Raw genomic sequence first — 13,555 nt, 5'->3', positions numbered from 1 at the left:
CACCCTGTCGTGGCACGAGGGGAGAGCGCCGCGATGGGAGAACTGCGATACGGGTCGGGCCTCATCCCCGTCGCCATGCCCGACGACATCCTCGCCCACCTCCAGCTCGTGGTCGCCGCCAAGCTCGGCGCAGGCGAAGGGTTCACGGTGAGCTGGAGACACAGCGACGGACAGGGGCGCAGCACGCTGTGGCTCGAGCGGTCGATCCCCCTCCGGTTCGACTTCGCGTCGCCTCATCCCGTCGCCACCGATCCGCGGCGGGTGCGGGCGATGCTCACCGAGGCCGCCGCGGTCACCGGGCTCTCCCTCGGCACGCTTCCGCTCGAGGCCTCATGACCGACCTGCTCACCTCGCGGGCCGAGACGCGCTGGCTCGTCGCGAGTCCCGAATACGCCGGCGTCACCGCCTACACCGGCGGAATCGGCCGTCACTACGCCGCGCTGCTCCCGGCCCTGGCCCGCCAGGGGGTCGCCGTCGACCTCGCGCTCGAGACGAGGGACGATCTCGTGTCCGACGACCCGGGCGACGGGGTCAGGCTGGTCGACGGCGGCGTGCGTCGCGCCTACCGCGCTCATCACCATGACGTCGTCTTCGCTCCCGAGTGGGGTGGCCTGGCCGCGCCGCTCCCCCGCACGGCACCCCTGCTGACGAATCTGGCGACCGGCGTCCGCCTCGCCGACCAGGTGTCCGGGCTCACGCCGGGAGACCTGCCGATCGGGCAGCGGCTCGCCCGCCTGCGGCAAGCGTCGGCGGAACGGCATCAGCTGTACCGGTCCGCCGGTCTCATCGCCATCTCGCGGGCGATGCTCGAGCGCACCAGCGACCTGTACCCGGGCCTGCCGCCGGCTCGCGTCGTCCGCAACTGCATCGACGTCGACGCGGTCGCGGCCGCAGCGACGCGCGCGGCCGCACCCGACGGCTGGCCCGACGATGACGCGCCGGTCGTGCTCTTCCTCGGCCGTTCCGAGCGACGGAAGGGCGTCGAGGACGCTTTCGCGGCGTTCCGGCTCGTGCATGACGACGTGCCGGGCGCGCGCCTCGTCCTCGCCGGCGCGGGTGGGGATGCCCGGTACGAGCCGACGCGCGCCGCACTCCTCGAGATGCTGCCGCCGACGGCGCGCGACCGCGTGATCTGGCTCGGGCACGTGCCGGGCGAGGAGCTCTACGGAGCGATCTCACGAGCGGATGTCGTCATCTGCCCCTCTCGCTGGGAAGGCTTCGGCAACGTCGCCCTCGAGGTCAAGGCGATCGGCACGCCGCTCGTGGTGACTTCCGGCAGCGGATACGACGACTTCTGCACCGACGGCCAGGACTGCCAGAGCGTGCCGGCCGCCGACCCGGGACGTCTTGCCGCCGCGATCACCGTCGCCGTGCGGCATCCCGCCTGGGCACGGACACTCGCCGAGCATGCGCGCGCGCAGGTCGCCGATTTCGCCCCCGACCCCGTGGCCCGCGACCTGCTCGCTGCCGCGGCCGAGTTGCTCGCCGGCGCGGTCAGACCGAGGCTCGACGCCAGCCGTCGTCCTCGCGGGTGATCGCTCCGGCTCGCTCGAAGGCCTCCAGCCAGCCCGTCATGGGCCACTCGCCCCACTTCTCAGCGAAGAGGGCGCCGTTGCGCAGGATGTCGTCGAGGTGCTGCCAGGGCGGCGACGAGGTCTCGTGATGCTGGTGATAGGCGTCGGCGCCGCCGACCCAGATCATCGGGACGCCGGCGCGACGCAGGGAGAACGCGAAGTCGGTGTCCTCTCCCCCGTAGCCCTCGTACCGCTCGTCGAACCCGCCGACGGACCGCCACACGGCGATCGTGGTCGCGAACGAGAGCGACCAGAACAGCGGGTACTCCGCGGGCTCGGCACGTTGCAGGGTGCCGGCGGGCGGAGCCGGGCGCGCCGCGTGGGGCGCAGTGGCCGCGCGGAGGGACGCCGCGTCGAGCGCGGCCCTCGCGGGCAGATACGTCACCGGCCCGCACAGGACCGCATCGGGGTGCTGGGTCGCCGCGTCACGGTAGCGATCGACGAGCTCGGGCCCGGGGACGCAATCGGCGTCGAGAAAGACGAGCAGGCGCGCCCCGAGCGCCTCGGCTGCACGGGCGCCGGCGTTTCGCGCCGCCGCGAGCCGCAGACCGGCCGCCCCCGGGGGAACGCGCACCACGGACTCGGCGTCGAGGAGGGGCGCATCGTCGTCGCCGATCCAGACGACGACCCGCGGCACACCCGCCGTCGCGCGCAGCTGATTGCGCAGGTGCTCGAGGCGCGGTGCCGAGCAGAGCGTCACGATCGCCATGTCGCTCATGCACCGGCTCCCGCCGCCGCTTCGGCACGGATGATCTCCGCCGCGCGCTGCGCCGCTCCGTCGGCGCGCCACGCGGTCCATCCCTCGCCGCAGGCCGAGGCCTGGTCGAGCAGATCCGGCCAGCGCGCCGGCTCGGGCCACCGGGGCACGGCGACGGCGAGGCCCGACCGCCCGAGCGCCAGGGCGGTCGCCCGCTGCTCGGAGAACGGACGTTCCTGCGGGATGACGATCGCAGGTGCGCCCGCGGCGGCGAGATCGGCGACCGCGTTCTGACCGCACCACGACACGACGACGGCTGCCGTCGTCAACGCATCCCAGGGGTCGGCGGCCCACGCTCCGGAACCGGCGCCGAGCACACGCCACGGACGCCCCGACGCGCGCTCCGCGGCCGCGATGTCGTCGGCCGAGACGTCGGCGCCACCGCCGCCGCCGAGCAGGACGACCTCGTCGCCGCGCGGCTGCGCTGGCCGACGACGACCGGCGAACCGCGAGATCCCGCCGACGAACGCGACGCGGTCACCGAGCGAGGTCAGGTGCTCGGGAGCATAGATCTCCTCCGGCCAGGGCGCGATGACCCGCCGCGCCGCGGCATAAGCCAGCCGGTGCGGCTCGTCCGTGCGGTCACCGGGCTGCGTGATGATCACCACGGGCACGCCGAGGAGCCGGACGAACAACGTCACCTCGGCCGAGACGTCGACGACGAACGCGTCGATGTCGCCCGCCCCGACCGCTGCGGCGATGACCGCGAACCGCGAACGGTGGCCGACGTGGTGCAACGGAGCCCAGTGGAGCAGGCCGCCCGCCGTCGGGTCATCGGCGGGGACGGCCGGTGCGGGCACGTCATCGCGAGCGAGCTCGACCCACGAGACGTTCGCGGGCAGCTCGGAGGGAGCCAGCATCGAGCTGAAACAGACGACGTCGACATCGAGGTGGGGCGCGATGGCGAGCATACGGGTCAGGTGGCCGCGACCATGATGGTGCACGTACCAGCCGATGCGCCCCGTCATGCCGGCAGCTCGGCTGGCGCCGCGCGCGTGCTCAGCGACGCGAAGATCTCCTCGAGCGCACTCGTTCGCGCGTCGAGCGAGAACCGCTCCACCGCCCGCCCCCGGACCGCGCGACGGAAGCGCGGATCACGGGCCTGCGGCCAGATCTCCGCCACGGCATCCGCCATCGCGGCGACGTCTCCGGCGCCCACGAGGCGCATCCCGACGGAGGCCGCCGCGATCTCGGGCACGCCGCCCACCGCGAAGCCGACGACGGGCGTCCCGCACATGAGGGCTTCCGGACCGACGAGCCCGAACGGCTCGGCCCACGCGGGAGTCGCGAGCGCGACGGCCGACCGACCGACGAGCGCGGCGAGTTCGTGAGGGGTGAGCTCACCGGCCAGCGTGACGTCGTCGCCGAGCAGCGGGCCGAGCACGTCGTCGGCGTACGCGCGGTCGCCGACACGACCGGCGATCGTGAGCCGTCGCCCGAGCGATCGGGCGACGGCCACGGCCAGGTGCGGGGCCTTCTCGGGAACGATGCGGCCGAACCAGACGAGGTCGTCGCCGCCCGGCCCTGCGGTCCAGACGCGGGGGTCGACGCCGTTGGCAAGCAGGGTCGAGGCGACACCCGCGTGCTGCCACTCCCGACGCGTGTGCTCGCTGACCGAGAGGAACGTGCTGCCCCGGCCCGCCGCGGCACGGTGGGCCCGCACGAAGTCATCGTCGACGGGCGTGTGCAGGGTCGTCACCATCGGCACGTCCAGCTGCGGTGCGAGCTGCAGCGGGAGGGCGTGCAGGCAGTGGTTCGAGATCACGTCGAAGTCCGCGGCCCGCGCGCCGATCGTCTCGAGGGCACGCCGGAGCATCGGCACGCTGAGGGTTTCGTAGGCGGGCGGATACGTCTTGTCGGTGCGCACCGCGTCGGCGTCCCAGCCCAGCTCGGGCATCTCCCAGATGCTGCCGGGCTCGACGTGGTCCGACCCGGTCACCGCGACGACGGTCACCTCGTGGCCTCGGGCGCGCAGAGCCTCGACCTCCGACCACACGGCGGCCTCGAGCCCGCCGGCGTGAGGCCTCCGGATCGGAAACCGGAGCGGCGCGATGACCGCGATGCGCAGCGGACGCCCCGTCACGAGGCACGCTCGCTGCGAAGACGGCGGTACAGCGCGGCATGCGCTTGCGCCGTCCCGGCATCCTGCTCGCGGCGACTGTCGCGACGCGCCTCGATGAGATCAGCCCGCGCGACCGAACCGGGACGGGCCGCCTCGTCGCACGACAGCAGCGTGCGCAATGAAGCGGTGAGCGTCTCCACATCGCCCGGGTGGAAGCTCGCGATCGAGTCGTCGTCATGCTGATCGGCGAAGTGGCCGACATCGGGGACGGCGACGGGGACGCCGAGGTCCCAGCAGAGCTCGAGCCAGCCGGAATGACTGCCGAAGCGGTAGGGCAGCACGCAGACGTCGAGTCCGCCGAGCGCCGTGTTCAGCGCGGCGTCGGGAAGTCGGCCCTGCTCGACGAGGACCGCGTAAGGGTGGCCGGCCACGGCCGCCCGCACCTCGTCGCGGGCGTCGTGATCGCGGACCGACCGGTGCATGCGGATCTCGGCGACAGCGTGATGGCCCTCATCGCGGAGGCGCTCGACCGCGGCGATCAGCGTTCGCGCGCTGGTCGGCCCATCGGTGCCGGGGCGGAGGTCCTTCAGGTGCATTCCGATCCGCAGCTCTTCGCTCACCGCGACGACCGACGGGGTCTCGCCCTCGCGCAGGATGGCGGGATGCGGCAGCACGACCGCCTCGCGTCCCCAGCGCTCGCGCACCTCGGCTGCGGCGCCTGCGGTGAGCGTCACGAGAGCGTCGACGCGCGGAATGAGCTCGTCGAGCTGGGCGGCGTACGGACCCTGGTCCGCGAGCTGGGGGTGAGTCAGATCGTGGACGGTGAAGACGACCGCCCAACCGGCGGCATGGGCCGCGTCGATGCACGCCGTCAGATGGCCCGCGGGGAAAGACTCGGTGCCGAAGTGCACGTGCAGGATGTCGGCACGATCGGCGTGCTGAAGAATCCAGTCGGGGTCGAGGGCGACGGGGGGCCACCACACGCCTTCGGCCGCGCCAGCCACCGGCGGGTCGGGCAGAAGCTCGATGCCCGCGGCGTGCGTGACACGCTGCACGTAGGGATGCCCGGCGGGCACCGCGACGACGCGCACGTCGGGCGCACCGGACATCTCGTCCAGGGGCGCACTGGCGGTGACGATGGTCACGGTCCTCCTTGCTGAAACCGCCGAAACGGGGGCGATCCGAGTCGGACGCTAGCCGAGCGGGACGCCCGGCGCCTCGCACTTGCGCGAACCACAGGCGACCGGTAACGATGACCGGATGCCCGTCGACACCCCTCCCCTGTGCCTCGTCTGGGGTCCTGCCGGACACGGAGTGACCGACTACGGCTCCGACGTCGCCGCCGCCGCGCACCGTCTCGACCCGGCCGTGCGCGCCGCCGCCGTGACCGACCTCAGCGCCGTGCTGACAGCGGTCGCTCCCGACGAGCCCGTGCATCTGCACGCGACCGACCGCCTGCTCGGAGCGAGCCTGGAGGATGCCGCCGACGCGGTCGAAACGCTCTCGCGCGCCTGCCGGCTGACCCTGACACTGCACGATCTGCCGCAGCCGTCAGACGGCACGAAGTACGACCGCCGGGTCGCCGCCTATCGCCGTTTCTTCGCCGCCGCCGACGCCGTGGCCGTCAACAGCGAGCACGAGCGGCTGCTCGTGTCGGAGCACCTCGGCGACGACCTGCGGCCCGAGGTGATCCCGCTCGGAACCCGGCTCGCTCGCGCTCCTGAGCCGGGTCCCGCCGACGCCCCGGACCGACCCGGCGCCTCCGCCGACCTCATCGTGCTCATCGCGGGGTTCGTGTACCCCGGAAAGGGGCACGAGCCGGCCCTGCGCGCCGCCACCACGGCAGTGAACGCGCTGCGTGCGTCGGGCCGACCGGTCGGCGAAGCGGTCGTCCGCGCTCTGGGTGCCGCCTCGCCGGGCCACGAGGGCGACGTCGCGACGCTCGAACGCTTGGCCGCCGACCTCGGCGGCCGCTTCGAGATCACCGGATTCCTCGACGACGCCGAGTTCGCCCGGCGGCTGCGCGAGCCCGGCATCCCGGTCGCCGCGCACGAGCACGTGTCGGCTTCGCGATCGATGCTCGACTGGATCGAAGCCGGACGTCGTCCGCTCGTCGTCCGGTCGCGCTACAGCGACGAGATGGACGGCCTGCGCCCCGGGACGACGGTTCTCTTCGACCCGGCGGAGCTGACCGGCCGCCTCGCGGAGGCGTGGGAGAACCCGGCCTCGACTCGTCTGGCCCCCGGGCATCCCCTGCGTCCCGACCTGGCCGACGTCGCTGGGTCGTACCTGAACTGGTGGCGCGGGATGTCGCGATGAGCTCGGGCCCACTGCCCGGCGAAGCCCTACCCGGCAACCGGTGGGACCTTCTCGACGGCCGATGGCCCGAACAGCCGCCGACCGTCTCGGTGATCGTCGCCCACTACCGCCAGCCCGAACAGCTCGCTCGGACGCTCGCCGCGCTGCGGTCGCAGGATCACCCGGCCGACCGGCTGCAGATCATCGTCGCGGACGATGGCTCGCCCGAGCCGCCCTCCGTTCCGGACGGGGTCGAGCTCGTCCGCCACGAGGACCGGGGCTTCCGGCTCGCGGCCGTCCGCAACCTCGGTGCCGCGGCGGCTCGCGGAGATGTCCTCGTGTTCCTCGATGCCGATACGGCCCCCGAGCCCGCCTTCATCCGCGAGCTGACCCGGCTGCCCGCACTCGCGCCGGACTGCGTCACGGTCGGGCGGCGCCGGCACGCAGACCTGCGCGGCGTCGACGCCGCCCGGCTCGCCGAAGAGGCGGCGCACACGGCCCTGCCCGAGCCGGAATGGCTCGCGGCGGAGTATCGCCGAACCGCGAACCTGCTCCGCGCTGACGACCGCAGCTATCGCCACGTCATCGGGGCTGTCATCGCGTGCTCGCGGGTGCTGTTCGACGCGACGGGAGGCTTCGACGAGTCGTTCACGTCGTATGGCGGGGAGGACTGGGAATGGACCTATCGCGCGTGGCTGCGCGGCGCGCTGCTCGCCCACGTGCCCGCAGCCGTGGCGTGGCACGACGGACCGGATGCCGCCGGACGCGATGAAGGCGCGGTGGCGCGCCGCAACGCGGAGACCATCCGGCTCAGCGACCTCATTCCCGTCGCCGGTTCCGCCGGCCGGGGCCTGCGGCCCACCCACCCCGACATCGCGATCACCGCGCCGCCGCGCGCGAGCGACGGGCAGCGGTTCCTCGCCATCGACAGCGTGCTCGCGGCTCTGGGGCCGGCTGCGGGGCGCGCCGCCGTGCTTCCGGAGGAATCCGAGCCGGATCCCGCGTTCGATCGCGTCCGGATCATCATCGAGCTGCTCCGCCCGGTCCGCATCGACGCCGACGACGACGTCCTCACCGCCGCACTGGCTCGCGTCGACGGCGAAGGCCTCGGCGAGCTGACCCTGTGCTCCCCCGACAGCGAGCCCCTCCTGCGGGTCATCTCGGTGCGCGCCCGCGCGCGGAGCGACCGCTGGCGCCGTGGGGATCTCTTCCCGACCGCGTCGGTGACGACGCGTGCGAGCCGCGTCGTCACCGACGAGCCCGATCTCGCCGCCTACCTGGGCGGCTGGGGCTGACCCGGGCTCACTCCGCCGGGTAGCGGGCGGCGCGCAGCACGCGCGCGAGATGCGCCGCATTGCGTGCGAGAGTGGCGGTCGTCGAGGCGACCGGGTCGGGGGTCTTCTCCAGATCCTTGAAGTCGACGGTCTGCATCGCCTCGCCGTTCCAATACGTGCCGCCCTGTGCGGGGATCGTGAACCCGACGTCGTTCAGCCCCTGGAAGAGGTCGGCGGTGGCCTTGTGCGCGCCGTCCTCGTTGCCGACCACGGCCACCACGGCGACGCGGTCGAAGAGGATCGGCCGACCGGCGTCGTCCGTCTCGGAGAGTTCGGCGTCGAGGCGCTCGAGCACGCGCTGCGCGAGGCTCGAGGCGTGTCCCATCCAGATGGGCGTCCCGACGACGAGGATGTCGGCGGCGAGGATCTGCTCTCGAACGGAGGGCCACTCGTCTCCGTCCCCCATGTCGGTCTCGACGCCCGGCGCGATGTTCAGGTCGGCGATGCGCACCTGCGTGCCCGAGGCGCCGTGCTCGGCGAGGGCGTCGAGCACCTGCTGCAGCATGAGCTGCGTGCTCGACTCCGCAGGCGCGGGCTTCAGCGTGCAGTTGAGGGCGACGACCCGGAGCGGGGCATCGGAAGCGGGCATGTCTGTCGTCATGGCGAGTCCTTTCGTCTGCCGCCATCGTCGGCGACGCCCCGCGGTGGGCGACAGGCTGTTGACAGCGCGGCGTCAGGCCGGAACAGCGGCGTCCCACCACCGCAGCACGCGCAGGGCGATCATGGTCAGCCAGGGCGACGGCTCGCCCGCGGCGACATCGATGTCGAACCAGACGCGTCCCGCCAGCGGCTCGCCCTGATGCCATGTCCCGTCGGCGGCGCGAGCGTTCCGGACCATGTCGATCGCCTCCGCCAGCCGCGGGTCGGGTGCGGCGGTTTCGAGAAGCGCGACCGCGCGGAAATGATCGAGGGCGGCGAGCGCGCTGTAGCGGTGGCGGTTGGGGTAGACGAACTCCGTCACGAAGTCGCCGACGGGCTCGCCGGTCGAGGCGCGGAAGGCCAGCCGCCGCGACAGCAGGTACTCCTCCCCGCGGTGCCGGCTCTCGCGGAGGGCCCGGTCGCCCGTGATCTGCTCCCAGGCGAGCATGCCGCGCAGTGCGTTGAGAGTCGAGTGGAATGACCCGCGCACCGATCGCCCCTCCTCCGCCTCGCAGTTCCACCCGCCGTCGGCCAGCTGATGCTCGCGGAACCACTGCGCCAAGCCGCTCATGTCGACGCCGAGCCAGGCGCCCGTCGCGAGCGTGAAGGAATTGATGCAGACGTCGATCTCGCCGTCCCAGTACGGCAGGTCGTCGTACTCCCACCGGCTGTTGCGTCGCAGCCGTTCCGCGGTGTCGCCGAGGACGGCGGCATCCAGACCCCACTCCCGCAGATCCTTCAGGGTCCAGGTGGTCGCCGTCCAGGGCTGTCCCGGCGCGCGGGCCTCCGCGCTGTCGAAGAACCCCGCCGGGAAGTACGCGCCACCCTCCCACTGACCGTCGTCGCCCTGCTCCCGCAGGAGGCGTGCGCCGTTGCCCTCTGTCGCGACGCGAGCCCGCGTGGCCTGCCACACGGACGGCGGAGCGTCGGCGAGATCACGCTCCACCTGCCAGCGCAGCGACGGGTCGGTGTCCAGAAGCCACGCCAGCGTGCCGTCCGTGTCGGTCATGCGGTCATTGTCGCGCGGCTCAGCCCTCCTGCGCGAGCACCGCGACACCGCGCGGGGCGATCGCGACGGCATCCGCGGAACCTCGCTCGGCGGCACCCGCGAGCAGGTCGCCCGCCGCGGCCACCACCACCTCGGCGTCGGTGCGGTTCGCGAGGAACACGAAGCGCCCACCCTCGTGGCGGCGGATGATCACGTCGACGTCGCCGTCGGCCGCGAGGGGGTCTGCCGCGAGCGCCGGGATGTCATCGGCCAGACGTCGGATGACATCGGCGGCGCCCGCGCGTCCGATCGCGGCGGAGACGTACGTCGCGCTGCCGCCGCTGTCGTGGCCGCTTCGGCGTCGGGTGACGGCCGGGGCGCCATCGAGGTCGCCTCCGGCGTAGGTGTCGAGCACCTCGACATCCGGTTCGACGCGCGCGATGCGCTCGCTCCAGTCGCGGACGACCGTGCCGGAGGCGAGGGATGCCGTCTCCCCCGGCAGCATCGGCACGAACTCCTCGATCGTGATGCCGAGCAGCTCGCGCAGCGCGCCCGGGTAACCGCCGAGCCACACCCGGTCGTTCTCGTCGACCACGCCCGAGAAGTACGTCGTCACGAGGTGCCCGCCACCGGCGACGAAGGCGGTCAGGCGCTCGCGCAGCGCCGCCGGCACGACGTGGAGCATCGGCGCGACGACCACCTCGTAGTCACCGAGGTCGGCCGCGACGGGCACGACGTCGACGCGCACGCCGAGGTCGAGGAGCGCTCGGTACCACAGCAGCGTCTCGTCGTCGTAGGCGGGCGACTCGGAGGGGTGCGAGTCGCGTCCGCTGACCCACCACGACTCGTAGTCGAACACGAGCGCCACGCGCGCCCGCTCGCGCCGGCTGCCGGTGACCGGCGCCAGGTCGCGCAGCTGCGAGCCGAGGTCGACCACATCGCGGAACACCCGACTCTCGGCGCCGGCGTGCGGGACCATGCCGGAGTGGTAGCGCTCACCCCCGGCGCGGGACTGCCGCCACTGGAAGTAGCAGACCGCGTCCGCCCCGTGCCCGACGTGGGTCAGGGCGTCGCGGACCAGCTCGCCGGGCCGCTTGGGCGGATTCACGGCGCGCCAGTTCACCGCGCTCGGCGCGTGCTCCATGAGGAACCACGGCCGGCCGCCGGCGATGTTGCCCGTGAGGTTCGACCAGAACGACAGGTCGTCGCGCCCGAGCTCGCCCGGGCGCAGGTAGTGGTCGTTCGACACGAAGTCGACGTCGCCGACCCACGAGGGGTAGTCGATGTCGCGGACGTTCTGGGCGACCATGAAGTTCGTCGTGCGCGGGATGCCGGGCGTCACCTCGGCGAGCACCGCGTTCTCGGCGCGCAGGTGGTCGCGCACGGCATCCGACGAGAAGCGCTCGAAGTCGAGCTGCTGTCCGGGGTTGCGCTGCGTCGGAGCGGCACGCGGGGGCAGGATCTCGTCCCACTCCTCGTAGTGCTGCGACCAGAACGCCGTGCCCCAGGCCTCGTTGAGCGCGTCGAGGGTCGTGTAGCGCGCCTGCAGCCACACCCGGAAGGCCCGGGCGGCGTCATCCGAGAAGTCGTAGAGGTTGTGGCAGCCGAGCTCGTTCGAGATGTGCCAGGCGACGAGAGCAGGGTGATCGGCGTAGCGCTCGGCGAGCGCACGCGTCAGCCGCAGCGCGTACTCGCGGAAGACCGGCGACGTCGGCCGCCAGTGCTGACGCGACCCCGGCCAGAGGGTCGTTCCGTCGATCGTCTGCGGCAGGATCTCGGGATGCCGCTTCGCGAGCCACGGCGGCGGGGACGCGGTCGCCGTGGCGAGGTCGACGTCGATGCCGTTGGCGTGCAGCAGATCGATGATCTCGTCGAGCCAGCCGAAGTCCCACTCGCCCGGGCGCGGCTCGAGCAGCGCCCAGGAGAAGATGCCGAGCGAGACGATGTTGACGCCGGCCTCGCGCATGAGCCGGACGTCCTCGTCCCACACCTCGCGCGGCCACTGCTCGGGGTTGTAGTCGGCGCCGTAGCGCATCCGTCCCGGGCCGAGCGCCCCGTCCTTCACCCAGCGGTAGGTCGTGTCATCCGTAGCCATGCGATCAGCGTAGACCGAAACACGTGCAGATGCACGGGATTGATGTGTTCTACGCTCGGGTCATGCCACCCGACGCCCCTCACCCCCGCGGGCCGTACGCGAAGAGCGCGGCCCGGCGTGCGGAGATCGTGGCGTCGGCGACCGTCGTGTTCGGCACCCACGGCTACCGCGGCGGGTCGCTCCGGCAGATCGCCAAGCAGCTCGATCTGAGCCTGACCACCGTGATGCACCACTTCCCCACGAAGGTCTCGCTGCTGGCGGCCGTCCTCGAGCAGGAGGATGCCGCCGACACCGACTTCCCCGCGCGCGCAGCCCGCGACGGGTTCATCCCGAGCGTGCTGGCGATCGTCGAGCGCAACCTCGCCCGGCGCGAGCTCGTGCGCATGTTCTCGATCGTGTCGGCCGAGGCGACGCACCCCGAGCACGAGGCGCACGCGTGGCTGCTCGAGCGCTACCGCGCGGTCACCGAGACGTACGCCGCGGCCATCGCCGACGATCGCGCCCGCGGCCGACTCGATGCGGACGACGACCCTCGAGCCCTGGCCGACCTCGTGATCAGCGGGTGGGAGGGCATCCAGATCCGCTGGCTGACCGACGACACCGACCCCGTCGCCGCGATGCGCCTGCTGCTCGTCGGCCTGCTGCGGCCCCGCGCCTGAGCCGATACATTCGTCGGACTGGCGGGGCTGATGTGGCCTCGGCGCCCGCTGCAGGCGACACCAGCATCACCGATCCGACGACTGTATCGCCGCTTCCGGGTTCGGCGATCAGCCTCGATCGGCGATCATGCGACCGTAACCCTCGACGAACGTCGGGAACGTCAAGTCGAGCATCGCCGCGAGGCGCGAGCCGTCGAGCACCTTGCCGCGGTCGGCGTCGGGGTCGACCTCCGTGCGCGGCGGAGCGTCGACCCCGAGGCGATCCGCGATGAACTCGACCACCTCGCCGAGGGTCGCGGGTCGCCGATCGACGCCGTGCAGAAGCGCGGGCGGCGCGTCCGCGTCGAGCAGCTGCGCGATCGCGCGCACGAGGTCGACCTCGTGGATGCGGTTGGTGCGACGCTCGTAGTCGACCGGCTCACCCGCAAGCACCTGCCGGATCAGCCGCTCACGTCCGGGGCCGTAGATCCCGGCGGGCCGCACGACGATCGCGTCGAACATCTCGCGGGCCGCATGCTCGCCGTCGACGAGCTGTTCGCCGCGCGTGCTCGTCGGCCGGGGCTCGTCGTCCTCGTCGAGGGGACGCTCCGGATCACACCCCTCGAAGACCCGCGTCGACGACACGAAGACGGAGCGCTCGGGCGGTTTCGGCAGCGCGCGAGCGATCCGCTCCAGCGCGGCGCGGTAGAAGCCGGGGTCATCCCCCGGCGGAAGCGTGACGACCATCGCGTCGACCGCGGGCAACGTCGTGTCGAGGGGCGCTGCCAGATCGGCGACGATCGGCGTGAACGCGGGCCGGATGCCGCCGGCGCTCCGCCGGATCGCGACGACCTCCTGCCCCGCATCGACGAGACTCTCGCCGAGGCGAGTGGCGACCTTGCCGGATCCGACCAGGAGCGTACGTCGAGCAGTCATGCCCCCATCTTCCCAGGGCGCGCCCGGGCCGGGGCCGGGGCCGGGGCCGGGGAGCCAGGAGACCTCGCCTGGAGATACAGCCGACGCGAAGAAGCCCCGGCGGACCGGGGCTTCTTTCGTGGCGGAGACGGAGGGATTTGAACCCTCGGTCCCCTTACGGGGACTCCACCTTAGCAGGGTGGTGCACTAGGCCTGACTATGCGACGTCTCCACGGCATCCGACGCGAGACGGCG

The 13,555-nt window shown here is 72.8% G+C and carries 13 protein-coding genes and 1 tRNA gene; 5 read left to right on the top strand and 9 right to left on the bottom strand.

The window, feature by feature from the left end; all coding sequences use genetic code 11:
- Positions 1-33 precede the first annotated feature (33 nt).
- Positions 34-336: a DUF7882 family protein gene (locus tag VC184_RS02900; RefSeq protein ID WP_274178380.1), complete on the top strand. Its 303-nt coding sequence runs from the start codon at positions 34-36 to the stop codon at positions 334-336.
- Entirely contained in the window at positions 333-1,535 is a 1,203-nt protein-coding gene (locus tag VC184_RS02895) for a glycosyltransferase family 4 protein (protein WP_274178379.1), read from the top strand. The genes VC184_RS02900 and VC184_RS02895 overlap by 4 nt, the downstream gene beginning before the upstream one ends.
- Here the strand turns inward: VC184_RS02895 and VC184_RS02890 are convergent.
- Genes VC184_RS02890 through VC184_RS02875 form a run of 4 tightly spaced genes read right to left on the bottom strand, consistent with a single transcriptional unit; the run spans position 1,495 to position 5,538 of the window.
- Positions 1,495-2,292, bottom strand: a complete 798-nt coding sequence (locus VC184_RS02890; RefSeq protein WP_274178378.1) for a glycosyltransferase family 2 protein — start codon at positions 2,290-2,292, stop codon at positions 1,495-1,497. The genes VC184_RS02895 and VC184_RS02890 overlap by 41 nt on opposite strands.
- Positions 2,289-3,299 carry a glycosyltransferase gene (locus tag VC184_RS02885; protein WP_323987248.1) on the bottom strand — a complete coding sequence of 337 codons (1,011 nt, stop codon included), beginning with the start codon at positions 3,297-3,299 and terminating at the stop codon, positions 2,289-2,291. The genes VC184_RS02890 and VC184_RS02885 overlap by 4 nt, the downstream gene beginning before the upstream one ends.
- Complete coding sequence (locus VC184_RS02880) at positions 3,296-4,414, bottom strand: glycosyltransferase (protein WP_323987247.1); 1,119 nt, start codon at positions 4,412-4,414, stop codon at positions 3,296-3,298. The genes VC184_RS02885 and VC184_RS02880 overlap by 4 nt, the downstream gene beginning before the upstream one ends.
- Positions 4,411-5,538, bottom strand: a complete 1,128-nt coding sequence (locus VC184_RS02875) for a glycosyltransferase family protein (protein ID WP_274178375.1) — start codon at positions 5,536-5,538, stop codon at positions 4,411-4,413. The genes VC184_RS02880 and VC184_RS02875 overlap by 4 nt, the downstream gene beginning before the upstream one ends.
- A 115-nt stretch (positions 5,539-5,653) precedes the next feature.
- On the opposite strand from VC184_RS02875, the gene VC184_RS02870 reads away from it, so the two are divergent.
- Together VC184_RS02870 and VC184_RS02865 are read left to right on the top strand one after the other, a co-directional pair.
- Complete coding sequence (locus VC184_RS02870) at positions 5,654-6,712, top strand: glycosyltransferase family protein (RefSeq protein WP_323987245.1); 1,059 nt, start codon at positions 5,654-5,656, stop codon at positions 6,710-6,712.
- Complete coding sequence (locus VC184_RS02865) at positions 6,709-7,986, top strand: glycosyltransferase (protein ID WP_323987243.1); 1,278 nt, start codon at positions 6,709-6,711, stop codon at positions 7,984-7,986. The genes VC184_RS02870 and VC184_RS02865 overlap by 4 nt, the downstream gene beginning before the upstream one ends.
- 7 nt (positions 7,987-7,993) lie before the next feature.
- On the opposite strand, the gene VC184_RS02860 is transcribed toward VC184_RS02865, so the two are convergent.
- The 3 genes from VC184_RS02860 to VC184_RS02850 all read right to left on the bottom strand — a co-directional run bounded on the left by VC184_RS02860 (position 7,994) and on the right by VC184_RS02850 (position 11,747).
- Positions 7,994-8,626 carry a flavodoxin family protein gene (locus VC184_RS02860; RefSeq protein ID WP_282502058.1) on the bottom strand — a complete coding sequence of 211 codons (633 nt, stop codon included), beginning with the start codon at positions 8,624-8,626 and terminating at the stop codon, positions 7,994-7,996.
- Between the two features lie 72 nt (positions 8,627-8,698).
- Positions 8,699-9,673, bottom strand: coding sequence for a squalene cyclase (locus VC184_RS02855; RefSeq protein ID WP_323987242.1), 975 nt, complete (start codon positions 9,671-9,673; stop codon positions 8,699-8,701).
- 19 nt (positions 9,674-9,692) lie between these two features.
- Positions 9,693-11,747: a beta-galactosidase gene (locus VC184_RS02850; RefSeq protein WP_323987241.1), complete on the bottom strand. Its 2,055-nt coding sequence runs from the start codon at positions 11,745-11,747 to the stop codon at positions 9,693-9,695.
- 62 nt (positions 11,748-11,809) lie between these two features.
- Here VC184_RS02850 and VC184_RS02845 point away from each other — a divergent pair, with 62 nt between their 5' ends.
- Positions 11,810-12,406: a TetR/AcrR family transcriptional regulator gene (locus VC184_RS02845; RefSeq protein ID WP_323987240.1), complete on the top strand. Its 597-nt coding sequence runs from the start codon at positions 11,810-11,812 to the stop codon at positions 12,404-12,406.
- 108 nt (positions 12,407-12,514) lie between these two features.
- Here the strand turns inward: VC184_RS02845 and VC184_RS02840 are convergent, their stop codons facing one another.
- Together VC184_RS02840 and VC184_RS02835 are read right to left on the bottom strand one after the other, a co-directional pair.
- Complete coding sequence (locus VC184_RS02840; RefSeq protein WP_323987239.1) at positions 12,515-13,321, bottom strand: sugar nucleotide-binding protein; 807 nt, start codon at positions 13,319-13,321, stop codon at positions 12,515-12,517.
- Between the two features lie 119 nt (positions 13,322-13,440).
- Positions 13,441-13,532, bottom strand: a tRNA-Ser gene (locus VC184_RS02835).
- Positions 13,533-13,555: the final 23 nt, after the last annotated feature.

It is taken from the genome of Microbacterium plantarum (genome assembly GCF_035231185.1).
Taxonomy (GTDB): Bacteria; Actinomycetota; Actinomycetes; order Actinomycetales; family Microbacteriaceae; genus Microbacterium; species Microbacterium plantarum.
This window is presented reverse-complemented; position numbering and strand designations above follow the sequence as displayed.

What these genes read in the sequence shown, in the direction of transcription:
- VC184_RS02900 (WP_274178380.1), top strand. Translation starts at nt 34, where the DNA reads ATGGGAGAACTGCGATACGGGTCGGGCCTCATCCCCGTCGCCATGCCC.
- VC184_RS02895 (WP_274178379.1), top strand. Translation starts at nt 333, where the DNA reads ATGACCGACCTGCTCACCTCGCGGGCCGAGACGCGCTGGCTCGTCGCG.
- VC184_RS02890 (WP_274178378.1), bottom strand. Translation starts at nt 2,292, where the DNA reads ATGAGCGACATGGCGATCGTGACGCTCTGCTCGGCACCGCGCCTCGAG.
- VC184_RS02885 (WP_323987248.1), bottom strand. Translation starts at nt 3,299, where the DNA reads ATGACGGGGCGCATCGGCTGGTACGTGCACCATCATGGTCGCGGCCAC.
- VC184_RS02870 (WP_323987245.1), top strand. Translation starts at nt 5,654, where the DNA reads ATGCCCGTCGACACCCCTCCCCTGTGCCTCGTCTGGGGTCCTGCCGGA.
- VC184_RS02865 (WP_323987243.1), top strand. Translation starts at nt 6,709, where the DNA reads ATGAGCTCGGGCCCACTGCCCGGCGAAGCCCTACCCGGCAACCGGTGG.
- VC184_RS02860 (WP_282502058.1), bottom strand. Translation starts at nt 8,626, where the DNA reads ATGACGACAGACATGCCCGCTTCCGATGCCCCGCTCCGGGTCGTCGCC.
- VC184_RS02855 (WP_323987242.1), bottom strand. Translation starts at nt 9,673, where the DNA reads ATGACCGACACGGACGGCACGCTGGCGTGGCTTCTGGACACCGACCCG.
- VC184_RS02850 (WP_323987241.1), bottom strand. Translation starts at nt 11,747, where the DNA reads ATGGCTACGGATGACACGACCTACCGCTGGGTGAAGGACGGGGCGCTC.
- VC184_RS02845 (WP_323987240.1), top strand. Translation starts at nt 11,810, where the DNA reads ATGCCACCCGACGCCCCTCACCCCCGCGGGCCGTACGCGAAGAGCGCG.
- VC184_RS02840 (WP_323987239.1), bottom strand. Translation starts at nt 13,321, where the DNA reads ATGACTGCTCGACGTACGCTCCTGGTCGGATCCGGCAAGGTCGCCACT.